A 21,949-nucleotide genomic window follows, 5' to 3' on the forward strand; every position below is an offset into this window, starting at 1 on the left:
CGGGTTCCCCGAAGAACAGGCGCTCGGGGACGCCGCCCGCCGCGATCCGGCGCCCGCGTACGGTGGCGGCATGCGTATCTGCGTCTTCCTCTCCGCCGCCGACCTCGACGACCGCTACACCCGCCCCGCGCGCGAATTCGCGCGTCTGCTCGGCACGGGCGGGCACACGCTCGTATGGGGCGGCTCCGACGTCGGGCTGATGAAGGTGGTCGCCGACGGGGTCCAGGAGGCGGGCGGACGGCTGTGCGGGGTGTCGGTGGGCTTCCTCGTGGCCACGGCGCGGTCCGGGGCCGACGAGATGGTCGTCGCGCGGGACCTGGCCGAGCGCAAGCGGCTGCTGCTGGAGAAGGCCGACGCGGTGGTGATCATGGTGGGCGGGACCGGGACGCTGGACGAGGCCACCGAGATCCTCGAGCTGAAGAAGCACGGCCACACCGACATGCCGGTGGTCCTGCTGAACACCGCCGGCTTCTACGACGGGCTCGAGCAGCAGTTCCGGCGCATGGAGGCCGAGGGTTTCCTGCCCCGTCCGCTGAGCGACCTGATGTTCTTCGCGCAGGAACCGGCGGGGGCGCTGGCCCACCTGGAGGCCGTGACGTCGGCGGCTGCCGGGGCGGGCCAGGGCGTCGAGTGAGCCCACGGTGATGCGAGCATGGCGGGCATGGCTACTCATGTGATCACCGGGGCCGGTTCCGGCATCGGCGCGGCCGTCGCCCGCCGTCTCCACGAGCGCGGCGACGAACTCGTGCTGCACGCGCGTGACGCGGGACGGGCGAAGGAGCTGGCGGGCCGGTTCCCCGGGGCGCGGACGCTCGTCGGCGACCTCGCCGACCCCGACCGGCTGTCCTGGGCCTTCTCGCACCAGACGCTGCCGGAGCGTGTGGACAGCCTGCTGCACATCGCGGGCGTCGTCGATCTCGGACCGGTGGGGGAGCTGACTCCCAAGTCCTGGCGTCATCAGCTCAACGTCAACCTCGTCGCGCCGGCGGAGCTGACGCGGCACTTCCTCCCGCAGTTGCGGACGGCTCGCGGTCATGTGGTGTTCGTTAACTCCGGCGCGGGGCTGAACGCCCATGCCGACTGGTCCGCCTATGCCGCCTCCAAGCACGGCCTGAAGGCCCTCGCGGACTCCCTGCGTCACGAGGAGCACGCGGGCGGCGTCCGCGTCACGTCGGTCTACCCCGGGCGAACGGCCAGCCCGATGCAGGCCAAGGTGCACCGGCAGGAGGGCAAGGAGTACGACCCCGACCGGTGGATCGACCCCGAGTCGGTGGCGTCGACCATCCTCATGGCGATCGACCTGCCGAGGGACGCGGAGATCAACGACCTGACGGTACGGCCGGGTCGCTGACGGGGAGCAGGGCGAGCCGATCCAGGGACTCCGTAGGCTTCTCGCGTGAACGCAACTTTCAGTTTCGGCTCCGCCACGGGCGTCGGGTCCCTGCCCGGCGGCGACGCCAGAGAGGCCGCGAAGACAGCCACCGGCTCCTTCGAGGACTTCCCCTTCCTCGCCGAACTCCCCGCCAGAGGCCCCGGCGCCGACATGATCGGCCGTACCGCAGGCCTCCTCGTGGAGCTCTACGCGCGCGTGGAGCCCAGTGGCTGGCGCATCGGCGACCACCCGGGCCGGGACACCAGACGGGCCAGGTCGTGGCTGGGGGAGGACCTCGACGCGTTGGAGGAGTTCACACAGGACCACCAGGGCCCCCTGAAGGTCCAGGCCGTCGGCCCCTGGACGCTCGCCGCCGGGCTGGAGCTGCGCAACGGCGAGGCCGCCCTGTCCGACCCCGGCGCCGTACGCGACCTGTCCGCCTCCCTCGCGGAGGGGCTGCGCCTGCACCTCGCGGAGGTACGGCGCCGCGTCCCCGGCGCCGAGCTCGTCCTCCAGCTCGACGAGCCCTCCCTCACCGCCGTCCTGCGCGGCCACGTGCGGACCGCCAGCGGCTACCGCACCCACCGGGCCGTGGACCGGCAGATCGTCGCGGCGACCCTGCGGGACGTCGTCGGAGTGCACGCCGAGGGCCCCGTCGTGGTCCACTCGTGCGCGCCGGACGTGCCGTTCGCGCTGCTGCGCCGGGCCGGTGCCGCGGCGGTCTCCTTCGACTTCTCCCTTCTCACCGAGCGTGACGACGACGCGATCGGCGAGGCGGTGGAAGCGGGTACCCGGCTGTTCGCCGGTGTCGTGCCCGGCACGGACACGGCATTGTCAGACCCTGCCGGTAGCGTCATGGGTGTCAGGACGTTGTGGCGCAGGCTGGGCCTGCGACCGGGGCTGCTCGCGGAAACGGTCACGGTCACGCCGACGTGCGGCCTCGCGGGGGCTTCCCCGGGGTACGCGCGACAGGCGCTCGCCCATTGCGCCCGGGCGGCGAGATCACTCGCGGACAACCCAGAGTAACGGGAGGACGACACGGTGGCCGGCGAAAGGCAAGCGGAGACGGCGGTGCCCAGCGAGGCACGGGAGCAGCACGCGCAGCTCGCCGAGCAGATCGAGGAGCACCGCTTCCGCTACTACGTGAAGGACGCTCCCGTCATCAGCGACGCGGAGTTCGACCGGCTCCTGCGCACCCTGGAGGCGCTGGAGGAGCGGTATCCGGAGCTGCGCACGCCCGACTCGCCGACCCAGAAGGTCGCGGGCGCGTACGCCACGGAGTTCACGGCGGTCCAGCACCGCGAGCGGATGCTCTCCCTGGACAACGCCTTCGACGATCTGGAGCTGGCCGCCTGGGCGGAGCGCGTCCACAAGGACGTGGGCGCCTCCGTGTACCACTTCCTGTGCGAGCTGAAGGTCGACGGCCTGGCCGTCAACCTCACCTACGAGAACGGCCGGCTCACACGCGCGGCGACCCGCGGCGACGGCCGCACCGGCGAGGACATCACGCCCAACGTGCGCACCATCGCGGAGATCCCGGAGCGGCTCTCCGGGGACGGCGTGCCCACGCTCGTGGAGATCCGCGGCGAGGTCTACTTCCCGATGGAGAAGTTCGAGGAGCTCAACGCCCGCCTCGTCGCGGCCGGCGACAAGCCCTTCGCCAACCCGCGCAACGCGGCGGCCGGTTCGCTGCGCCAGAAGGACCCGCGCGTCACCGCCACCCGCCCCCTGCACATGGTCGTGCACGGCATCGGCGCCCTGGAGGGCTACGAAGGGCTCACCCGCCTCTCCGAGGCCTACGACCTCCTGAAGTCCTGGGGCCTGCCCACCTCGCCCCACAACAAGGTGGTCGACGGACTCGACGGCGTACGGGAGTTCATCGCGTACTACGGCGAGCACCGCCACTCGGTGGCGCACGAGATCGACGGGGTCGTCGTCAAGCTCGACGAGATCCCCCTCCAGGGCCGGCTGGGCTCCACCTCCCGCGCGCCGCGCTGGGCGATCGCGTACAAGTACGCGCCGGAGGAGGTCAACACCAAGCTCGTCAACATCCGTGTGGGCGTGGGCCGTACGGGCCGGGTGACGCCGTACGCCCAGGTCGAGCCCGTGACGGTGGCCGGTTCGGAGGTCGAGTTCGCGACGCTGCACAACCAGGACGTCGTCAAGGCCAAGGGCGTCCTCATCGGCGACACCGTCGTCCTGCGCAAGGCCGGTGACGTCATCCCGGAGATCCTCGGCCCGGTGGCTGACCTGCGCGACGGCACCGAGCGGGAGTTCGTGATGCCGTCCGAGTGCCCCGAGTGCGGTACGGCGCTGCGGCCCATGAAGGAGGGCGACGTCGACCTGCGCTGTCCCAACGCCCGTACCTGCCCGGCCCAGTTGCGCGAGCGGCTGTACTACCTGGCCGGCCGCAAGGCCCTGGACATCGAGCACTTCGGCTATGTCTCCGCGGCCGCCCTCACCAAGCCGCTGGAGCCGAGCGAGCCGCCGCTGGTCGACGAGGGCGACCTGTTCGATCTCACCATCGAGCGGCTGCTGCCGATCAGGGCGTACGTCCTGGACCAGGACAGCGGTCTGCCCAAGCGCGACCCGAAGACCGGCGAGGAGAAGATCGCCACCGTCTTCGCCAACCAGCAGGGCGAGCCGAGGAAGAACGCCGTCGCGATGCTGGAGAACATCGCGGCCGCCAAGGAGCGCCCGCTGGCGCGCGTCCTGACCGGTCTGTCGATCCGGCACGTGGGACCGGTCGCCGCGGAGGCGCTCGCGCGGGAGTTCCGCTCCATCGACCGCATCCAGGCCGCGAGCGAGGAGGAACTCGCGAACACCGAGGGCGTCGGCCCCATCATCGCCGCCTCCCTCAAGGAGTGGTTCGCCGAGGACTGGCACCAGGAGATCCTGCGCAAGTGGAAAGCCGCCGGGGTGCGCATGGAGGAGGAGAGCTCCGGCGAGGACGAGGGGCCGCGTCCCCTGGAGGGCCTCACCGTCGTCGTCACCGGCACCCTGGAGCACTTCACCCGGGACGGCGCGAAGGACGCCCTGCAGAGCCGTGGCGCGAAGGTGACCGGATCGGTGTCGAAGAAGACGTCGTTCGTCGTGGTGGGTGACAGCCCCGGATCGAAGTACGACAAGGCGATGCAGCTCAAGGTGCCCGTCCTGAACGAGGAAGGGTTCACGGTCCTGCTCGAACAGGGGCCCGAAGCGGCCGCAGAGGCGGCCCTCCCGGCCGAGGGGTAGCACGCGAGGCCGCTCGAAGAGCCGGTTCCAGGAGCGGTTGAAGGCCACTCGATCGGCGCATACCAGATGCATACGGGTGGCCGGGGCGCATTCGGGCAACCGTCGACGACGGCTGCCCGAGGAAGCCGACCGCGGCCTACTGTTGAGGTGTGCGCCTGCCGTGCCCCGCTGCGGTCGGCGCATCCCCGTGAAGACCCGGAGCCCTGACGGGGCCGCCGGGACCGGGGCGAAGGGCTTTCCGACGCGGCGCCGCCCGGGATCGCCGGGCGGCGGGCCGCGGGGCGTGGGCACCGCCGGCTGTGAGAGGGACGCGAATGGAACCGACCGAGAGCGCCGCCCCCGACTCAGGGCTGCGCCGGCGCCGGGTCGCCGGCGTCTGGTGGGGCAGCCGGTGGGTGGCGTGGTCAGCGCCGCCGCAGGGCGCGCAGGCACGCACCGGGACACCGCACGGCTCCATGGCCTCCTGCGCCTCCGCCGCACCGCCGGCCGGGTCCGTGCCCGGACTGCCCGGCGGCGGGGCCGAGCACCGGCCGCCCTGGCCGGTACTGCCCATGGTGATCGTCTCGGCGGCCGCGCTCGCCCTCGGCGCGGGCTTCTACGGTGCCTTCACCGGCCACCACGCCCTCTTCCCGTCCGGCGCCGCCGGCTGGTCGCTGGCCGTGCTGACCGGCGTCGTCGTAGGCCATCTGGTCATGCTCGGCCGGGCCCGCTGGTGGGGCGGCACCGGATCCGGCGCCGCCCTCACCCTCGCCGTCCTGCTCCTCTACGGCTGGCTGCCCGCCGGACTGGTCAGCCTCACCGTCGTCGTCCTCGTCGGCGTGGCCCGGCGCCACCGCTGGCGCCAGGGCGTGCTGCACGGCGCGGTCGACATTCTCGGCATCGGCTGCGCCGCGCTGCTGCTGGCGGCCTGCGGGCGGGTTCCGTCCGTCGAGCGCCCCTGGGCCCCCGACACCTGGACGCCGTACACCGCGCCCCAGGTGGCGCTGGTCGCCGTCGCCTATCTCTCGGTCACCCGCGTCCTGCTCTGGTACCTGAACGCGCCGCGCACCGGCGGTCTGCCCACCGTCGCCCGCACGGCCCTGGTCCGGCAGGGACTGGTGGCGGTCGCGCTGCTCGGGATAGCCCCGCTGGTGTGCGTGGTGGCCATGGCGAAGCCGGTCCTGCTGCCGCTGTTCGCCATCCCGCTCATCGCCCTCGACTCCACCCTGTGGATGGCCCGCGCGCGGGCCGAGGAGCAGTTGCGCGACCCGCTGACCGGGCTGCCCAACCGCCAGTGGCTCGGGGAACGCATCTGGACCGCGCTGGACGACGCCGAACGGATCGGCGCCCGGGCCGCGCTGATGCTGATCGACCTGGACCGATTCCGCTCGGTGAACGACACCCTCGGTCATCTGGCCGGGGACCGGCTGCTCCTCCAGATCGCCGACCGGCTGCGGCTCGCGCTGCCCCGGGGGGCGGAGGTCGCCCGGCTCGGCGGGGACGAGTTCGCCGTCTTACTGCCCGTCGCCGACTCCACGACCTCCGCGACCCGGGTCGCCCGCGGACTCGTCGCCGCCCTCAGCTCCCCCCTCGATCTCGACGGGCTCACCCTCGTGCTGGAGGCCAGCGCCGGCGTCGCCGTCTTCCCCGACCACGCCCTCGACTCGGAGGGGCTGCTGCGGCGGGCGGACGTGGCGATGTACCAGGCCAAGCGGGACCGTACGGGCGTCGAGGTCTACGAGTCCAAGCGGGACTCCAACACCCCCGACCGCCTGGGCCTGCTGGGCGATCTGCGGCGCGCGCTCGACGCGCACGAGGTGCAGCTGCACTACCAGCCCAAGGTCCGCTTCGACGGGCAGGTCGCGGGCCTGGAGGCGCTGGTGCGGTGGGTGCACCCGGAGCGGGGGAAGGTGCCGCCGGACGAGTTCATAGCGATCGCGGAGTCCTCCGGACTGATGCCGCACCTCACCGAGTACGTGCTGGAGACCGCGCTCGGGCAGGTCGCCGAGTGGCGCTCCCAGGGGCTGGACGTGCCGGTCGCGGTCAACGTCTCCCCGCGCGACGTGCACACCCCCGGCTTCGCCGGCTCCGTCGCGGCGCGGCTGGCCCGGCACGGGGTGCCCGCGGGTTCGCTCCAGCTCGAGATCACCGAGCATGTGCTGCTGGAGGATCCGCAGCGCGCCGCCGACACCCTCAACGGGCTGACCGCGCACGGCGTGAAGATGTCGCTGGATGACTTCGGCACCGGGTACTCCTCGCTGGTCCATCTGCGCCGGCTGCCGGTCAGCGAGCTCAAGATCGACCGCTCGTTCGTGGCCCGGCTGGCCGTCGACACGCAGGACGCGGAGATCGTCCGCTGCACGGTCGACCTCGCTCATTCGCTGGGCCTGCTCGTCGTCGCGGAGGGCGTCGAGGACGACGAGACATGGGAGCGGTTGCGCGACCTCGGCTGCGACGCCGTACAGGGCTGGCTGGTCGCGGCGGCGATGCCCCCGCAGGAGGCGACGGCCTGGCTCCTGGCCCGGGGTTCCCGAGGCTGGCAACGCCCCCGAGCGGCGCTCCCCGCGGCCGAGTGACCTCCCACCGTCTCAGGCGCAGATCAGGCGGGCTGCGGGACGGGCGTCGCCGGAGCGGCCGCGACCTTGCGGGTCTCGCGCATCATCAGCAGACCGTTGACCACCATCAGCGTCGCGGTCAGGCCGTGGACGCCGAGCGCGGTGGCCACGGAGCCGTGGTGGGCCAGCACGGTGGTCATGTCGCCGTAGGCGGCGAGGGCCTCCACCAGCAGCACCCGGCCCAGCGCCCGGCGGTGGCCTGTCACCAGCAGGGTGCCCAGGACCAGGGCTAACACGACATCGCGGATCCCCTTGGTGATCAGGAAGCCGCCGCCGTCGCCGGACGGCCAGCTCGGCAGTCCGAAGCTCGGCGCCGTCGTCTCCGGGCTCAGGATGAACTCCGTACCGAACCAGAGGATGAAGAGGATGAACGCGGCGGCCATGACGGTGTTGGTCTTCTTCAGCAACATTGTTCTTCTCCTTGCGGTCTTCGTGAGCTGCGGCTGACGACCGGGCGGGTGAGCTCGTGGCTCAGGCGAGGGCGGCGACCAGGAAGGCGAAGGCGGCGATGATGACGGCGACGCGGACGTAGTGGAAGCGGTCCCAGCGGTTCATCTGCTCCTTCCAGTCCTCGGGCCGGTTCTCGGGGGTCCACGTCTTGCCCTGGTCGTTGATCGGGACGAGCAGCAGAATCGACATGATCACGCTGACGATCAGCAGCGAGCCGGCGGTGACGACGAGGCCGGCGCCGTCGTGGCCCCACCCGGTGACGGCCCAGACCGCGACCAGGACGAGCGAGCCGATGTACCAGAACGGCATCACGGCGCCGAGCATCCGGCCTCCGTGGGAGCGGCCGAGTTGGTCGCTGTCCTCCGGGAGGGCGTTGAATATCCGGTTCATGACGAAGGCGACGGAGAACTCCACCCCCACCATCACGCCGACGACCACGGTGGTGACGACCTCAAGTGCAGTGAACATGATGATCCTCCTGGAATCTAGTGCCGCTAGATGACGTTGCAACGCTAGTGCAGCCGCCGCTCGATTGTCTAGCGGTGCTAGGATCGAATCATGTCGGTACAGGAACGCAAGGAACGCGAACGGGCGGAGCGCGAGCGCCTCATCGTGGCGACGGCCCGCGAACTGGCCGAACGGCAGGGCTGGGACGCGGTCACCACCCGCCGGCTCGCCGAGCGCATCGAATACAGTCAGCCCGTCCTCTACAGCCACTTCCGCGGCAAACGCGAGATCATCGGCGCCGTGGCCCTCCAGGGCGCCACCGAGATGGCCGCGGCGGTGCGGACCGCGACCGCCGCCGCGGACGGCCCGCGAGAGCGGGTCGCCGCCCTCGCCCACGCCTATCTCGACTTCGCCGCATGCAACCCGGCGGTCTACGACGCCATCTTCCAGCTCGACGGCGGTCTGGCGTACGCGCAGGAGGACACTCCGGAACCCCTCAAGGACGCTTTCGCCGCGCTGCTGGAGAGCCTCGGCGAGGTCGCCGGCGACGGTGTCGCCCCGGGATTGTTCACCGAGGTGTTCTGGGCGTCCCTGCACGGGGTGGCGACCCTGACCCGGTCGGGACGGCTGCCACGGGAGGACACCGAGTCGAGGGTGGAGCTGTTGGTGGACCGGCTCGCCAGGGGCTGACACACCATTCCGGCGGGCGCGCAGCCGGGGCCCGCACTCCGCCGCCGCCTTGCCTGCGGCGCGCACGGCGCAGCCGCAGAGCGCCGGTCCCCGGGCGCGTGGATCACCGGGCCGCTCTCAAAGCGTCTGAATCGGCTCCGTGTTCCAGCGCTGCTCGACAAGCTGTCGACGCTCCGGCCACGGCGTCCCGGCGGGACGCACTTCGCTCTGAGCGAGGCACCCGTGCGAAACGGTTTCACGGTCACGCGCCGCCGCACCCTAGGATTGGCCCCACACCACACGCACTCACCCCAGAGGAACGCTGCATGCCTGGCATCACGCGCGAGGAGGTCGCCCACCTCGCCCGGCTGGCGCGTCTGGAGCTGAAGCCCGAAGAGCTCGATCACTTCGCGGGACAGCTGGACGACATCATCGGCGCGGTGGCCCGCGTCAGCGAGGTCGCCGACCAAGACGTACCGCCGACCTCGCACCCGCTCCCGCTGACGAACGTCATGCGCGTGGACGAGGTCCGTCCGTCGCTCACCCCCGAGCAGGCGCTCTCCGGCGCCCCGGCCCAGGAGCAGCAGCGTTTCAAGGTGCCGCAGATCCTGGGGGAGGACTAACAACGCCATGACGGACATCATCAAGCTCACCGCGGCCGAGATCGCCGCGAAGATCGCCTCCGGCGAACTCACCGCCGTCCAGGTCACCGAGGCCCACCTGGCCCGGATCGACGCCGTCGACGAGAAGGTGCACGCCTTCCTGCACGTCGACCGCGAGGGCGCCCTCGCGCAGGCCCGCGCCGTCGACGAGAAGCGGGAGCGCGGCGAGAAGCTCGGCCCGCTGGCCGGCGTCCCCCTCGCGCTCAAGGACATCTTCACCACCGAGGGCATCCCGACGACCGTCGGCTCGAAGATCCTCGAAGGCTGGATCCCGCCGTACGACGCGACGCTCACCCGACGGCTGAAGGCCGCCGACGTCGTCATCCTCGGCAAGACCAACATGGACGAGTTCGCCATGGGGTCGAGCACGGAGAACAGCGCCTACGGCCCGACCGGCAACCCCTGGGACCTCACCAAGATCCCCGGCGGCTCCGGCGGCGGCTCGTCCGCCGCGCTCGCCTCCTTCGAGGCCCCGCTCGCCATCGGCACCGACACCGGCGGCTCCATCCGCCAGCCCGCCTCCGTCACCGGCACGGTCGGCGTGAAGCCGACGTACGGCGCGGTGTCCCGCTACGGCATGGTCGCCTTCTCCAGCTCCCTCGACCAGGGCGGCCCCTGCGCCCGTACGGTCCTGGACGCGGCGCTGCTGCACGAGGTCATCGCCGGACACGACCCGCTCGACTCCACGTCGATCGACGCCCCCGTCCCGCCGGTCGTCGAGGCCGCCCGCAACGGCAGCGTCGCCGGCATGCGCGTCGGCGTGGTCAAGCAGTTCCGCGGCGAGGGCTACCAGGCCGGCGTCATCCAGCGGTTCGACGAGTCCGTCGCGCTGCTGAAGGAGCTCGGCGCCGAGATCGTCGAGCTGGACTGCCCGTCCTTCGACCTCGCGCTCTCCGCGTACTACCTGATCGCGCCCAGCGAGTGCTCCAGCAACCTCGCCCGCTTCGACGGCCTGCGCTACGGCCTGCGCACCGGCGACGACGGCGGGCACTCCGCCGAGGAGGTCACCTCCCTCACCCGTGAGGCGGGCTTCGGCCCCGAGGTCAAGCGCCGCATCATGCTCGGCACGTACGCGCTGAGCTCGGGCTACTACGACGCCTACTACGGCTCCGCGCAGAAGGTCCGCACGCTCATCACCCGCGACTTCGAGAAGGCCTTCGAGCAGGTCGACGTGATCGTCTCCCCGACGACCCCGACCACCGCCTTCGCGATCGGCGAGCGTGCCGACGACCCGATGGCGATGTACCTCGCCGACCTGTGCACCATCCCCACCAACCTGGCGGGCAACGCGGCCATGTCGCTGCCCTGCGGCCTCGCCCCGGAGGACAACCTCCCCGTCGGCCTGCAGATCATCGCCCCGGCCCTGAAGGACGACCGGCTGTACAAGGTCGGCGCCGCCGTCGAGGCCGCCTTCGTGGAAAGGTGGGGGCACCCGCTTCTCGAGGAGGCTCCGTCGCTGTGAGCGCACTGACCAAGGCCAAGAGCTTCAACAAGTCCAAGTCCGGTCTGTACCTGTCCATGGCCGGCACCGCGTTCGGCGCGCTCGGCGTCGCCAAGCGGCTCCGGAAGGCCCGCGCCGAGAACGACCTCCTGGTCGTGATCGACGCCACCGTGTCCGCCGCCGCCATCGTCACCGGCCTCGCCGTCCTGTACCGCGAGCTGAAGCGGCTGGGCGACGACGACGTCCTGCTGGGCTGAGAGGGAAAGTTCACCGTGACCACCACGACCGACCTGGTGTCGTACGAGGACGCGCTGGCGTCGTACGACCCCGTCATGGGCCTCGAGGTCCATGTCGAACTCGGCACCAGGACCAAGATGTTCTGCGGCTGCTCGACCTCGCTCGGCGCCGCCCCGAACACCCAGACCTGCCCGGTCTGCCTCGGCCTGCCCGGCGCGCTCCCGGTCGTCAACGCGACCGGCGTCGAGTCCGCGATCAAGATCGGCCTCGCGCTGAACTGCGAGATCGCCGAGTGGTGCCGCTTCGCCCGGAAGAACTACTTCTATCCGGACATGCCGAAGAACTTCCAGACCTCCCAGTACGACGAGCCGATCGCCTTCAACGGCTACCTCGACGTCCAGCTGGAGGACGGCGAGACCTTCCGCGTGGAGATCGAACGCGCCCACATGGAGGAGGACACCGGCAAGTCGACCCACGTGGGCGGCGCCACCGGCCGCATCCACGGCGCCTCGCACTCGCTGCTGGACTACAACCGCGCCGGCATCCCGCTCATCGAGATCGTCACCAAGCCGATCGAGGGCGCGGGCGAGCGCGCTCCCGAGGTCGCGCGGGCGTACGTGCGTGAGCTGCGCGAGGTCATCCGCGCGCTCGGCGTCTCCGAGGCCCGGATGGAGATGGGCCAGATGCGCTGCGACGTGAACCTGTCGCTGCGCCCGAACGGCACCGAGAAGTTCGGCACCCGTTCGGAGACGAAGAACGTCAACTCGCTCCGGTCGGTGGAGCGTGCGGCGCGCTTCGAGATCCAGCGGCACGCGGCCGTGCTCTCCTCCGGCGGCTCGATCATCCAGGAGACCCGCCACTTCCACGAGGACACCGGGTCGACGACCTCGGGCCGGGTGAAGGAGGAGGCCGAGGACTACCGGTACTTCCCGGAGCCCGACCTCGTTCCCGTCGCCCCCTCCCGCGTGTGGGTCGAGGAGATCCGCTCCGCGCTGCCCGAGCTGCCGCTGGCCCGCCGCAACCGGCTGCTCGCCGAGTGGGGGATCTCCGCCACCGACATGCAGTCGATCACGAACGCCGGTGCTCTGGACCTGATCGTCGCCACGATCGACGCCGGCGCCGACGCGGCCTCCGCCCGCAAGTGGTGGATGGGCGAACTCGCTCGCAGCGCCAACGAGTCGGGCAAGGCGCTCGACGAGCTGGCGATCACTCCGGCGCAGGTCGCCCGGGTCACCGAGCTCGTCGCGAAGGGCGACCTGAACGACAAGCTGGCCCGTCAGGTCATCGAGGGCGTCCTCGCGGGCGAGGGCACGCCGGACGAGGTCGTCGACAAGCGCGGTCTGAAGGTCGTCTCCGACGAGGGCGCGCTCACCGCCGCCGTCGAGGAGGCCATCGCCGGAAACCCAGGCATCGCGGACAAGATCCGCGGCGGCAAGGTGGCCGCGGCCGGCGCGCTGGTCGGCGCGGTCATGAAGGCCACCCGGGGCCAGGCCGACGCGGCCCGGGTCAAGGAGCTGATCCTGCAGCAGCTCGGCGTCACCGACGCCTGACCCGGCCACCGGCCCACCCGGTCGCCGAAGGGGGACGCACCGACCCGGCGCGTCCCCCTTCGCATGCCCCGGCTTCGGCAACCCCCCTGACCTGCCCCGTCGGCGAAGGCGCTACGCTCGCGCGGCATGAGTGCACGACCCGACTCCGGCAGCCAGCGCGACGTCCAGGGCGGTACGGCCGTCGACGAGGACGAGGAGTACGGCGTCGAGGACGCCCGGCGCGCCCGTTGGACGGCGACCGGCACCGGCGCCCTGCTCACTCTGGCGGGCCTCGCCGCGTCGCTTCTGCGGCTGACCGGACCCGCCCCCGCGCTCGTCCCCGCCGCCTACGCCCTCGGCGCCGCCGTCTGCGCGCTCGCCGCCCTCCTCGGCTCCCGCGGCCGCACCCGGCGCGCACTGTGGCTGCTGATCGCCGGAGTGATGATCATGGCCGTCGGCGACCAGTCCGACTGACGCCGCAGCCCGGCCACGAGGGCCCCCCGGACTCGGCCGGCGCCTGCCTCGCCTCGGCGTCGAACCGGCACTCGGCCCGCGTCGCTCGTGAGAGGCTCGGCGAGGTCGGGAACGGGCTTGTGGAAGGAGCGGCAGCCGGATGTACGCGATATCGCTGGGTGACGACGGAGCGGAACTGCGTCCCCTGGAGCCCTGGCACGCCGAGGAGTTCCTCGCGCACCTGGAACGCGGCCGGGAGTTCATCAACCGGTTCGTCCCCTTCGGCTCGAAGGCCACCGACGTGGACACCGCCCGCGAGCTGCTCCAGCGGTACGCCGACATGCGCGCCGCGGACACCGCCTCCCTGCACGGCCTGTGGCTGGACGGCCGGCTCGTCGGCGGGGTGATGTTGCTGCACTTCGACGCCGAGCAGGGCAACTGCGAGGTGGGCTGCTGGCTGGAGCCCGCGGGCACCGGGCGCGGACTGGTCACCCGCGCCATGCGGGTGCTGATCGACTTCGCCGTCGAGCAGCGCGGCGTCCACCGCGTCGAGTGGATCGCCTCCGCAGGGAACGAGCCCAGCCTGAACGTGGCCCGCCGGCTCGGGATGACCCGGGACGGCGTACGGCGTGAGGCCTACCCCCATCACGGGGTGCGGCACGACATCGAGACCTGGTCCGTGCTGGCCCCCGAATGGCGCGCCGCACGCGCGCGTGGCGCTCACAGCGGACGTTAAGAAACCTCTCAGACAGCGTCCGTACGGTGCGGGACATGGCAACCAAGACTGAAGACGAGACCGGCGTCACGACGGGCGCCGAAGCCGCCGAGAAGAAGACCGACGGCCCGGGCCGCGAGACGACGGCGGAGCTCGCCGAGAACGCGCCGACCGGCGCCGACGCCCACGACATCGACGGCGAACCGACCGGACAGACGGGCCACGCCCAGGCGACCGGACCCTCCGGGGTCGGCCAGGGCGCCGGCGCGGTCGTGTCCGTCGTGCTCGGCCTGGCGTCCCTGAACGGCGGCTGGCTCGGTACCGTGGCCGCCGCCCGACAGACCCTCATCGGGCAGCTGGAGACCTCCTCGCGCGCCGGCGTGGCCCAGCAGATCCAGGCCGTCTACGGCGACGCCTGGCAGGCCACCGCCCTGTGGGCCGGCGTGTTCGCGCTGGCCGCGCTCGTCACCGGCTTCGTCGTGCTCGCCCGGCCCGCGTTCGGCGCGCCCGGCAGGCCTCAGGCCCCGTGGATCAAGTCGGTCGCCTGGGCGGGCGTCGCGGTCGGCGTGATCGGCCTGCTGCTGGCCGTCCTGAAGTACACAGGCATCCTGTTCGGACTGCCGTCCGCGAGCTGAGCGCCACACCCGGCTCACCCGGCGACACTAAGGGGCCTCAGGCCCGGCCGTAAGCACCTTACGGCCGCTCTGAGGCCCCTTACGCGTGTCCGGGGCCCCTCGCGCGGCCCGAAGATGCGGAACCCTCCCGATGTGAGGGACCCCCCTGGTCCAAGAAGGTGGAGGCATCGCGGCGGACGGCGCCGCGACAGCAGTCCCGACGACCGACATCCCAGGGGGACACCGTGTTCGAGTACACGCACCAGCAGGTCCGGGCCGCCGAGCTGATCCGGCAGGCCGACAACGAGCGGCTCGCCCGCGAGGCCGTCCGCGGCCGCCGGGCCGCCCGCCGCGAGGCCGCCGAACGCGCCTGCTCCGACAGCGGCGCGCCCGTCGACGGCCGTCCCCGCCGACTGCGGTCCACCCGGACCGCGTGAGCGCCGGCCCCGCGTCCCTGGCCGTCGCGGCGACGAGCACCGCCGTGACGATAACCACTGGGGCGGCCCCACGCCGCTGTGCGATGCTCGCCCCCGTGGATACCAGGTGGGTCAGTCCCGTCTTCGTGGGCCGGGCCGAGGAGTTGGGCGTCCTGGACGACGCCCTCTCCCGCGCCGCCGCGGGAGAACCACAGGCACTGCTGATCGGCGGCGAGGCCGGGGTGGGCAAGACCCGGCTCGTCGAGGAGTTCGCCCGCGCGGCCGCCACGGCCGCCCCGGCCCGACGCGCCGGCGACCGGCGCCCCGCCGCCGTCGTCGCCCTCGGCGGCTGCGTCGAGATCGGCGCGGACGGACTGCCCTTCGCGCCGTTCTCCACCGCCCTGCGCGCCCTGCGCCGCGCGCTGCCCGAGGAACTGGCCGCCGCAGCGGCCGGCCAGGAAGAGGAACTCGCCCGCCTGCTCCCCGAGTTGGGCGAGGCGGCGGCCGGCCGGCACGACGAGGAGGGCATGGCCCGCCTCTTCGAACTCACCGCCCGCCTCCTGGAACGCGTCGCCGCCGACCGCACCGTCGTCGTCGCCCTGGAAGACCTGCACTGGGCCGACGCCTCCACCCGCCACCTCCTCGCCTACCTCCTGCGCACCCTGCGCACCGGACGCCTCGTCGTCCTCGTCACCTACCGCTCCGACGACATCCACCGCCGCCACCCGCTGCGCCCCCTGCTCGCCGAACTCGACCGGCTGCGCACCGTCCGCCGCCTCGAACTCGCCCGCCTGACCCGCGAGGAGGTCGGCCGGCAGGTCGCCGGAATCCTCGCCCAGGAACCCGACCCGGCCCAGATCGACGACATCTTCGAACGCTCCGACGGCAACGCCTTCTTCGTCGAGGAACTCGCCGTCGCCGCCCACGAGGGCTGCCGCACCGGACTCACGGACTCCCTGCGCGACCTGCTGCTCGTCCGCGTCGAGGCGCTGTCCGAGAGCGCCCAGAGCGTCGCCCGGATCGTGGCCGAGGGCGGCTCCACCGTCGAGCACCGACTGCTCGCCGCCGTCGCCCGGCTCACCGAGGACGACCTCATCCAGGCGCTGCGGGACGCCGTCGGCGCCAACCTCCTGCTCGCCACACCCGCCGGGGACGGCTACCGTTTCCGCCACTCCCTCGTCCGCGAGGCCGTCAGCGACGACCTGCTGCCCGGCGAACGCTCCCGCCTCAACCGCCGCTACGCCGAAGCCCTCCAGGCCGACCCCACACTCGTCCCCGCCGACGAGCGCGTCATGCGGCTGGCCAGCTACTGGTACCACGCCCACGACCCGGCCCAGGCCCTGCCCGCCGTCCTCGACGCCTCCGTCGCCGCCCGCTCCCGCCACGCCTACAGCGAGCAAATGCGGCTGCTGGAGCGGGCGATGGAACTGTGGGAGACCGTGCCCGAGGAGGTCCGCGCCCGGCTGCGTCCCGCCGACTACATCGAGGTCCCCCCGTCCCGCGACTGCGACTCCGCCACCGAGCCGCTGGGCTACCTCGACCTCCTGGCCGAGGCCGCCGTCGCGGGACGCCTCTGCGGGGAGCGCGAGCGGGCACTGAAGATCACCAAACGGGCGCTGCGCCTCCTGGAGGACGCCGACGACCCGCTGCGCGCCGCCTGGTTCTGGGTGCAGCGCTCCCGGCTTGTCCGCTTCCTCGGCCGGGGCAGCGGACGCGAGGAACTGGCCACCGCCCAGGACCTGATACGCGGCCTGCCGCCCAGCGAGGTGCACGCCGAGGTGCTCACCCACATGGCCAACTGGTCGCTGCTGCACGCCCCGGGACCCGACGCCTACTCGGCGGGCGAGCACGCCGTGGAGTACGCCCGGATGGTCGGCGCCCGCGAGGTCGAGCTCAACGCCCGCCAGATCCTCGGCGTCCTCATGGTCGACGCCGGCGACGTCGAGGCCGGCCTCACCGAGCTGTACGAGGTCAAGGAGCGCGCGCTCGCCGAGGACGTCCCCTCCGTGGCCCTCAACGCCTACGTCAACCTGCCCAACGAGCTGGAGGCCGTCGGCCGCTCCCACGAGGCCCTGCCGATCATCGAGGAGGGAGTGGCCTTCGCACGGCACCGCCAACTGGCCGAGAACGAGGCCTGGATCCAGGCCAACCGGGCGGAGTCCCTCATCTCCTTGGGGCGTTGGGACGAGGCCGGACACGCCTGCGCCGTCGCCGGAAGCGTCGGCCTCGGCGTCGCCGTGCGGGGCTTCCATGCCGCCCTGTCCGCCGAACTCGCCCTCTGCCGAGGCGACCTCACCGAGGCGGGACGCCAACTGGAGGCGGCCCGAGGATATTTCGGCGCTCAGGACCACTCGCCCCACCACGAGATACCCCTGGCCCGCCTCGCCATCTCGCTCGCGGCGGCCGACGGCCGCCTCCTGGACGCTCGCGACCACCTCATCCGCGTTCTCGACGGGGACCTCCCGCCCGGCGCCCAGCGCTATGCCTGGCCCCTGCTGATCACCGCCGCCGCCGTCGAGGGCGACGCCCGTACCCGCCCCGCCGCCGAGGAGGGCCGCGCCGCGGTCCTCGACCGCATCCGCGAGGCCGCCAAGCAGCTCGCCGCGATCGTCCCCGTCTGGCAGGCCCACGCACACTGGCTGTCCGTGGAACTCCTGCGCGCCGAGGGCTGCGCCCGCCCCGAGGACTGGTGCGAGACGGTCACCGCCTTCGAGGCGCTGGAGCGCCCCTACGACCTCGCCCGCACCCGGTACCGCCAGGCCGAGGCGCTCCTGGCCGCAGGCGGCGACGACGAACGCGAGCGGGCCGGCGAACTGCTCCGCCTCGCCCACGCCGTGGCCGGCCACCTCGGCGCCCGCCCGCTCGCCGACGCGGTCGCCCGGCTCGCCCAGCGCGCCCGCCTCGCCCCGGCCGCGCAACCGGCCGGCGCACCGGACGACCCCGTCCGCGCCCTCGGCCTCACCGACCGCGAACGCGACGTCCTGCGCCTGGTCTCCGCCGGCCGCACCAATCGGCAGATCGCGCAGGAGCTGTTCATCTCCCCCAAGACGGCGAGCGTCCACGTCTCCAACATCCTGGCCAAGCTCGGCGTCTCCGGTCGCGGCGAGGCGGCGGCGACGGCGCACCGGCTGGGCCTCTTCCCGGCCGAGACGCCAGCGGCGGGCTGAGGCGTACGCTGGCAGGACCCGGCTGTGGAGGCGCTGTGTTCAACATGTTCGAGGAGCTGTTCGCGCCCGGCCGCAAGCACACCCGCGACGAGCAGAAACGCCTGGAGCTGACCCGGGAGGACGTCGGCGACACCGACCCCGGGCGCGGGCCGATAGACCTGTCCTCCGGGAAAGTCGTCGTCCGTCCGCCGGCGCCACCGACGGACCGGGGCGAGGGGGAGCCGGAGGCGGGCGCGTGAGCGGCGCGGTGCCCCTCGGGGCGCTTCAGCTCACCCGGAGCTCCAGTATTCGGTCGTCGCCCTCCTTGGGCGCGCCCCGGCCGTCCGTGTTGCTGGTGGTGACCCAGAGCTTGTCGCCGCCGGCCGCGACCACCGTGCGCAGCCGGCCGTACTCGCCCTCCAGGAAGGCCTGGGGGTCCGCCGACGCCTGCGTGCCCTTCAGCGGGACGCGCCACAGCCGCTTCCCGCGCAGGCCCGCCATCCAGATCGAGCCCTTGGCGTAGGCGATGCCGCTGGGGGAGGCCTCGTCGGTGCTCCACTGGGCGAGGGGGTTGCGGTACGCCGGGTCGTCCGACCTCCCCTCGACCTCGGGCCAGCCGTAGTCGCCGCCCGGCGTGATCGCGTTCAGCTCGTCCCATGTCTTCTGGCCGAACTCCGCAGCGAACAGGCGCTGCTTCGAGTCCCAGGCGAGGCCCTGCACATTGCGGTGCCCGTACGAGTACACGGGGGAGTCCGGGAACGGGTTGCCGGGCGCCGGCTCTCCGTCCGGGGTCAGCCGGAGGATCTTGCCGCCCAGGGACTCCTTGTTCTGGGCCAGCCCCACGTCGCCGGTCTCGCCCGTGCCCGCGTAGAGCATCCGGTCCGGGCCGAAGGCGATCCGGCCGCCGTTGTGGATCATGCCCTTGGGTATGCCCTTGAACACCGTGTCGGGCGCGCCCAACTGCTCGCCGGCGGGCCGCCGGGCGTCGTACAGCATGCGGACGACGCGGTTGTCCGAGGCGGAGGTGAAGTACGCGTAGACCATGTGGTCCGCCGCGTAGTCGGGGGAGAGGGCGAGGCCGAGCAGACCGCCCTCGCCGGCCGCCGAGACCCCCGGCACCTCGCCCAGCAGGGTCTTCTTCCCCGTCGCCTCGTCGACCCGGGTGATCGTCCCCTCGTCGCGGGAGGCGACCAGCAGACCGCCCTCGGGGAGCGGGGCGAGGCCCCAGGGGCTGTTCAGCCCCTCGGCCACCGTGCGCACCACCGTGACGGTGCCCTTCGCGGGCGGGGCCGCTTCGGCGGGGGACTGCGCGGGTGAGGACGCCGCGGACGTGGGCGCGGCGGACGGCCTCGCGGCACCGCCGGGCGCCCCTCCGCCGTCGGAGGAGCAGCCGGCCGCCAACAGGAGCGCACTCGCGGCCGCCACGGCCGTCACTGCTCGACGCTGCACGATCTTGGTCCCTTCGGCACGACGGTCACAGCACCTTCTCCCTGTCATACACCTCTCGCCCCGCCCGAGTTCCCGATCACCGAAACCCGACGCAGGCATGCCCAGGGAAGGAGCGCGGGCGACCGCGCACGAAGCCAGGCGTCGACCGGGGCGATTCGGCCCCGGTGGGGCAGTCCGGGGCAGGGGCGCGGGGAACTGCGCGACGAGGCACGACGGTGTCGCGCACGAAGCCAGGCGTCGACCGGGGCGATTCGGCCCCGGTGGGGCAGTCCGGGAAAGGGGCGCGGGGAACTGCGCGACCAGCCACCACGGCGCCGCGCCAGAGTGCAGGCGCCGACCTGGTCATGTCGGTCCCGGTGCGGCAGCACAGGCTTCCCGGCACCACCAGCGGAGCGTCCCTCACTCCCACGACACCCGCGCCGCCGGCAGCGCGGACACCTCGGCCAGATCGCGTGCGGCCAGCCGCAGCCCGCACGCCGCGGTGTTCTGCGTGACCCAGCGCTCCTGCTTGGTCCCCGGCACCGGGATCACGTTCCGGCCCTGGGCCAGCACCCACGCCAGCGCCACCTGCGCCGCCGTCACCGACTCGCCGTGCCGCGCGGCCACCCGCCGCAGGCCGGCGACGATCGGCTGGTTCGCGGCCATCATCTCGGCGGTGAACCGGGGATGCCGGGCCCGCATGTCGTCCGGCTCGAAGCCCTGCCCCGGGGTCAGCGTCCCGGTGAGGAAGCCGTTGCCCAGCGGCATCGCCGCGAGGAAGCCCACCCCGCGCGCCTCGCACCACGGCAGCAGGGCGTCCAGCGCCTCCGGCGACCACACCGAAAGCTCCGCCTCCACCGCGCTCACCGGGAAGACCTGCTGCACCCGCCGCAACTGCCGGATCGTCGCGTCGTAGAGCCGCCCGCCCGACCGCCGGCCGCCCCGCGCGCCCACCGCGCACAACCCCAACGCCCGTACCTTGCCCGCCTGTACGAGCTCCGCCATCGCGCCCCAGGTCTCCTCCACGGGAACCTCGGGGTCGGCGCGGTGCAACTGGTAGAGGTCGATGACGTCCGTCTGCAGCCGCCGCAGCGAGGCGTCACAGGCTCTTCTCACGTACCCGGGACGGCCGTTGGCCACGATGTGCTGCTCGCCGACCAGCAGCCCGACCTTCGTCGACACGAACGCGTCCGCGCGCCGCTCCTTCAACACCCGCCCCACCAACAGCTCGTTGGTGAAGGGGCCGTACATGTCGGCCGTGTCCAGAAGGGAGGCGCCCAGATCCAGTGCCCGGTGCAATGCCCTCAGCGACTCGTCGCCCCGCTGCCGCGACCCGCTGTAAGCCCAGCTCATCGGCATGCACCCGAGTCCGACGGCCCCCACCGCGAGCGCCGCCGCGCCGATCGTCCTGCGCTCCACCTGCTCGTGACCCTCCCTGTCCTGGTCCACCAACCTAACCTCTGCACGCGCGCGTGCCTCACATAGCCTCCTGACCATGACTACGGACACACCCCGCGACGTCTGGCTGCCCATCCCGCCCGACGAGGTCGACGGCCTCCCCGAGGGCCCCCGCTACCTCTTCTGGGACGGCGGCGACGCCGGCGACCAGGAGTTCCCCGGCGATCCCGCGGACTGCGTCCTGTACGTGGTGCCGTACATGAAGCGTCAGCCGGTCAAGGTGCGGCCCCTGCGCGAGATGCGCCGCCTCCAGGTCGTGCAGACCCTCACCGCGGGCGTCGACGACATCACCGCGCGGCTGTCCGACCTCGTGCCGGGGGTGCGGCTGTGCAACGCGCGCGGGGTGCACGAGGCCAGCACCGCGGAGCTCGCCCTCACCCTGACCCTGGCCTCCCTGCGCGGGATCCCGCAGTTCGTGCGCGCGCAGGAACAGGGCGTGTGGCGCAGCGAGTTCCATCCGGCGCTCGCCGACAAGAACGTCCTCGTCGTCGGCTACGGGGCCATCGGCGAGGCGATCGAGGACCGGCTCGCGCCCTTCGAGGTGGCGCGGGTGGCGCGCGTCGCGCGCTCCGCGCGCACCACGGAGCGCGGCCCGGTGCACCCCTTCACCGATCTGCCCGCCCTCCTCCCCGAAGCGGACGTCGTCATCCTCTCGACGCCCCTCAACGACACCACCCGCGGCCTGGTGGACGGAGACTTCCTCGCCCGTATGAAGGACGGCGCCCTCCTCGTCAACGTGGCCCGTGGCGCGGTCGTCGACACCAAGGCCCTGCTCGCCGAGGTGGAGAGCGGCCGGCTCAGCGCCGCCCTGGACGTCACCGACCCCGAGCCGCTGCCCCCGGGCCACCCGCTGTGGCGGTCGCCGGGCGTCCTGATCAGCCCGCACGTCGGCGGCCCCACGTCCGCGTTCCTGCCGCGCGCCAAAAGGCTGTTGGCGGACCAGTTGGGACGATTCGTGAACCAGGAGCCGCTGCGCAACGTGATCCTCACGACGGGCGCCACGGACGAGACGTGACGGCCGCGGCACACGGGCGCTCCGGTTCGGGCACCCTCCGCAGTCCCGCGGGCGCGGTACGTGCGCACG

At 72.7% G+C, this 21,949-nt stretch carries 21 protein-coding genes; 17 read left to right on the forward strand and 4 right to left on the reverse strand.

The window, feature by feature from the left end; translation table 11 throughout:
- The first annotated feature begins 70 nt into the window (after nucleotides 1-70).
- The 5 genes from ACIRS4_RS16270 (at nucleotide 71) to ACIRS4_RS16290 (ending at nucleotide 7,161) form a co-directional block, all read left to right on the forward strand.
- Nucleotides 71-634, forward strand: a complete 564-nt coding sequence (locus ACIRS4_RS16270) for a TIGR00730 family Rossman fold protein (protein ID WP_404195650.1) — start codon at nucleotides 71-73, stop codon at nucleotides 632-634.
- An 18-nt stretch (nucleotides 635-652) separates the two neighbouring features.
- On the forward strand, nucleotides 653-1,351 hold the full coding sequence (locus ACIRS4_RS16275) for an SDR family oxidoreductase (RefSeq protein ID WP_404195653.1): 699 nt from the start codon (nucleotides 653-655) through the stop codon (nucleotides 1,349-1,351).
- Nucleotides 1,352-1,396: 45 nt separating this feature from the next.
- Nucleotides 1,397-2,398 (forward strand): methionine synthase, encoded by a 1,002-nt coding sequence (locus ACIRS4_RS16280; RefSeq protein ID WP_404195656.1) that lies wholly within the window; start codon nucleotides 1,397-1,399, stop codon nucleotides 2,396-2,398.
- Nucleotides 2,399-2,413: 15 nt separating this feature from the next.
- Nucleotides 2,414-4,606, forward strand: a complete 2,193-nt coding sequence (gene ligA, locus ACIRS4_RS16285; RefSeq protein WP_404195659.1) for an NAD-dependent DNA ligase LigA — start codon at nucleotides 2,414-2,416, stop codon at nucleotides 4,604-4,606.
- A gap of 314 nt (nucleotides 4,607-4,920) precedes the next feature.
- Nucleotides 4,921-7,161 (forward strand): putative bifunctional diguanylate cyclase/phosphodiesterase, encoded by a 2,241-nt coding sequence (locus tag ACIRS4_RS16290; RefSeq protein WP_404195661.1) that lies wholly within the window; start codon nucleotides 4,921-4,923, stop codon nucleotides 7,159-7,161.
- Between the two features lie 23 nt (nucleotides 7,162-7,184).
- Here the strand turns inward: ACIRS4_RS16290 and ACIRS4_RS16295 are convergent, their stop codons facing one another.
- Together ACIRS4_RS16295 and ACIRS4_RS16300 are read right to left on the reverse strand one after the other, a co-directional pair.
- Complete coding sequence (locus ACIRS4_RS16295) at nucleotides 7,185-7,610, reverse strand: DUF4267 domain-containing protein (RefSeq protein WP_404195664.1); 426 nt, start codon at nucleotides 7,608-7,610, stop codon at nucleotides 7,185-7,187.
- 61 nt (nucleotides 7,611-7,671) lie between these two features.
- Nucleotides 7,672-8,118, reverse strand: coding sequence for a DUF1772 domain-containing protein (locus ACIRS4_RS16300; protein WP_404195667.1), 447 nt, complete (start codon nucleotides 8,116-8,118; stop codon nucleotides 7,672-7,674).
- A 90-nt stretch (nucleotides 8,119-8,208) separates the two neighbouring features.
- Here ACIRS4_RS16300 and ACIRS4_RS16305 point away from each other — a divergent pair, with 90 nt between their 5' ends.
- From ACIRS4_RS16305 to ACIRS4_RS16355, 11 genes are all read left to right on the forward strand, one after another.
- Nucleotides 8,209-8,787, forward strand: a complete 579-nt coding sequence (locus ACIRS4_RS16305; protein ID WP_404195670.1) for a TetR/AcrR family transcriptional regulator — start codon at nucleotides 8,209-8,211, stop codon at nucleotides 8,785-8,787.
- Between the two features lie 305 nt (nucleotides 8,788-9,092).
- Nucleotides 9,093-9,389 carry an Asp-tRNA(Asn)/Glu-tRNA(Gln) amidotransferase subunit GatC gene (gene gatC, locus ACIRS4_RS16310; RefSeq protein ID WP_095936815.1) on the forward strand — a complete coding sequence of 99 codons (297 nt, stop codon included), beginning with the start codon at nucleotides 9,093-9,095 and terminating at the stop codon, nucleotides 9,387-9,389.
- 7 nt (nucleotides 9,390-9,396) lie between these two features.
- On the forward strand, nucleotides 9,397-10,890 hold the full coding sequence (gene gatA, locus ACIRS4_RS16315; RefSeq protein ID WP_404195673.1) for an Asp-tRNA(Asn)/Glu-tRNA(Gln) amidotransferase subunit GatA: 1,494 nt from the start codon (nucleotides 9,397-9,399) through the stop codon (nucleotides 10,888-10,890).
- Complete coding sequence (locus ACIRS4_RS16320) at nucleotides 10,887-11,126, forward strand: hypothetical protein (protein WP_130443268.1); 240 nt, start codon at nucleotides 10,887-10,889, stop codon at nucleotides 11,124-11,126. The genes gatA and ACIRS4_RS16320 overlap by 4 nt, the downstream gene beginning before the upstream one ends.
- A 15-nt stretch (nucleotides 11,127-11,141) precedes the next feature.
- The gene (gene gatB, locus ACIRS4_RS16325; RefSeq protein ID WP_404195676.1) at nucleotides 11,142-12,656 is read left to right on the forward strand and encodes an Asp-tRNA(Asn)/Glu-tRNA(Gln) amidotransferase subunit GatB; all 1,515 of its coding nucleotides are present in this window, start codon (nucleotides 11,142-11,144) and stop codon (nucleotides 12,654-12,656) included.
- Nucleotides 12,657-12,782: 126 nt separating this feature from the next.
- A complete protein-coding gene (locus ACIRS4_RS16330; protein WP_404195679.1) occupies nucleotides 12,783-13,109 on the forward strand; it encodes a hypothetical protein in 327 nt (108 codons plus the stop codon).
- A gap of 139 nt (nucleotides 13,110-13,248) precedes the next feature.
- On the forward strand, nucleotides 13,249-13,824 hold the full coding sequence (locus ACIRS4_RS16335) for a GNAT family N-acetyltransferase (protein WP_404195682.1): 576 nt from the start codon (nucleotides 13,249-13,251) through the stop codon (nucleotides 13,822-13,824).
- Nucleotides 13,825-13,859: 35 nt separating this feature from the next.
- On the forward strand, nucleotides 13,860-14,438 hold the full coding sequence (locus ACIRS4_RS16340; RefSeq protein ID WP_404195685.1) for a hypothetical protein: 579 nt from the start codon (nucleotides 13,860-13,862) through the stop codon (nucleotides 14,436-14,438).
- Between the two features lie 224 nt (nucleotides 14,439-14,662).
- Nucleotides 14,663-14,854 carry a hypothetical protein gene (locus ACIRS4_RS16345; protein ID WP_404195688.1) on the forward strand — a complete coding sequence of 64 codons (192 nt, stop codon included), beginning with the start codon at nucleotides 14,663-14,665 and terminating at the stop codon, nucleotides 14,852-14,854.
- Between the two features lie 83 nt (nucleotides 14,855-14,937).
- Nucleotides 14,938-18,000: an AAA family ATPase gene (locus ACIRS4_RS16350; protein ID WP_404196137.1), complete on the forward strand. Its 3,063-nt coding sequence runs from the start codon at nucleotides 14,938-14,940 to the stop codon at nucleotides 17,998-18,000.
- 44 nt (nucleotides 18,001-18,044) lie between these two features.
- Nucleotides 18,045-18,239 carry a DUF6191 domain-containing protein gene (locus ACIRS4_RS16355; protein WP_404196140.1) on the forward strand — a complete coding sequence of 65 codons (195 nt, stop codon included), beginning with the start codon at nucleotides 18,045-18,047 and terminating at the stop codon, nucleotides 18,237-18,239.
- Nucleotides 18,240-18,264: 25 nt separating this feature from the next.
- Here ACIRS4_RS16355 and ACIRS4_RS16360 read toward each other — a convergent pair whose 3' ends face one another.
- Nucleotides 18,265-19,476, reverse strand: a complete 1,212-nt coding sequence (locus ACIRS4_RS16360) for a PQQ-dependent sugar dehydrogenase (RefSeq protein WP_404195690.1) — start codon at nucleotides 19,474-19,476, stop codon at nucleotides 18,265-18,267.
- Between the two features lie 351 nt (nucleotides 19,477-19,827).
- Nucleotides 19,828-20,826 carry an aldo/keto reductase gene (locus tag ACIRS4_RS16365; RefSeq protein WP_404196143.1) on the reverse strand — a complete coding sequence of 333 codons (999 nt, stop codon included), beginning with the start codon at nucleotides 20,824-20,826 and terminating at the stop codon, nucleotides 19,828-19,830.
- A gap of 76 nt (nucleotides 20,827-20,902) precedes the next feature.
- Here ACIRS4_RS16365 and ACIRS4_RS16370 point away from each other — a divergent pair, with 76 nt between their 5' ends.
- Nucleotides 20,903-21,880: a 2-hydroxyacid dehydrogenase gene (locus ACIRS4_RS16370; protein ID WP_404195693.1), complete on the forward strand. Its 978-nt coding sequence runs from the start codon at nucleotides 20,903-20,905 to the stop codon at nucleotides 21,878-21,880.
- Nucleotides 21,881-21,949: the final 69 nt, after the last annotated feature.

The sequence above is a fragment of the Streptomyces sp. NPDC101166 genome (genome assembly GCF_044768125.1).
Classification (GTDB): domain Bacteria; phylum Actinomycetota; class Actinomycetes; order Streptomycetales; family Streptomycetaceae; genus Streptomyces.

Excerpts from the sequence above, each read along its gene's own strand:
- ACIRS4_RS16300 (WP_404195667.1), bottom strand. The coding sequence starts at position 8,118 with ATGTTCACTGCACTTGAGGTCGTCACCACCGTGGTCGTCGGCGTGATG.
- ACIRS4_RS16355 (WP_404196140.1), top strand. The coding sequence starts at position 18,045 with ATGTTCGAGGAGCTGTTCGCGCCCGGCCGCAAGCACACCCGCGACGAG.
- gatA (WP_404195673.1), top strand. The coding sequence starts at position 9,397 with ATGACGGACATCATCAAGCTCACCGCGGCCGAGATCGCCGCGAAGATC.
- gatC (WP_095936815.1), top strand. The coding sequence starts at position 9,093 with ATGCCTGGCATCACGCGCGAGGAGGTCGCCCACCTCGCCCGGCTGGCG.
- ACIRS4_RS16335 (WP_404195682.1), top strand. The coding sequence starts at position 13,249 with ATGTACGCGATATCGCTGGGTGACGACGGAGCGGAACTGCGTCCCCTG.
- ACIRS4_RS16370 (WP_404195693.1), top strand. The coding sequence starts at position 20,903 with ATGACTACGGACACACCCCGCGACGTCTGGCTGCCCATCCCGCCCGAC.
- ACIRS4_RS16350 (WP_404196137.1), top strand. The coding sequence starts at position 14,938 with ATGCTCGCCCCCGTGGATACCAGGTGGGTCAGTCCCGTCTTCGTGGGC.
- ACIRS4_RS16340 (WP_404195685.1), top strand. The coding sequence starts at position 13,860 with ATGGCAACCAAGACTGAAGACGAGACCGGCGTCACGACGGGCGCCGAA.
- ACIRS4_RS16290 (WP_404195661.1), top strand. The coding sequence starts at position 4,921 with ATGGAACCGACCGAGAGCGCCGCCCCCGACTCAGGGCTGCGCCGGCGC.
- ACIRS4_RS16275 (WP_404195653.1), top strand. The coding sequence starts at position 653 with ATGGCGGGCATGGCTACTCATGTGATCACCGGGGCCGGTTCCGGCATC.
- ACIRS4_RS16330 (WP_404195679.1), top strand. The coding sequence starts at position 12,783 with ATGAGTGCACGACCCGACTCCGGCAGCCAGCGCGACGTCCAGGGCGGT.
- ACIRS4_RS16305 (WP_404195670.1), top strand. The coding sequence starts at position 8,209 with ATGTCGGTACAGGAACGCAAGGAACGCGAACGGGCGGAGCGCGAGCGC.
- ACIRS4_RS16360 (WP_404195690.1), bottom strand. The coding sequence starts at position 19,476 with ATGACAGGGAGAAGGTGCTGTGACCGTCGTGCCGAAGGGACCAAGATC.
- ACIRS4_RS16270 (WP_404195650.1), top strand. The coding sequence starts at position 71 with ATGCGTATCTGCGTCTTCCTCTCCGCCGCCGACCTCGACGACCGCTAC.
- ACIRS4_RS16295 (WP_404195664.1), bottom strand. The coding sequence starts at position 7,610 with ATGTTGCTGAAGAAGACCAACACCGTCATGGCCGCCGCGTTCATCCTC.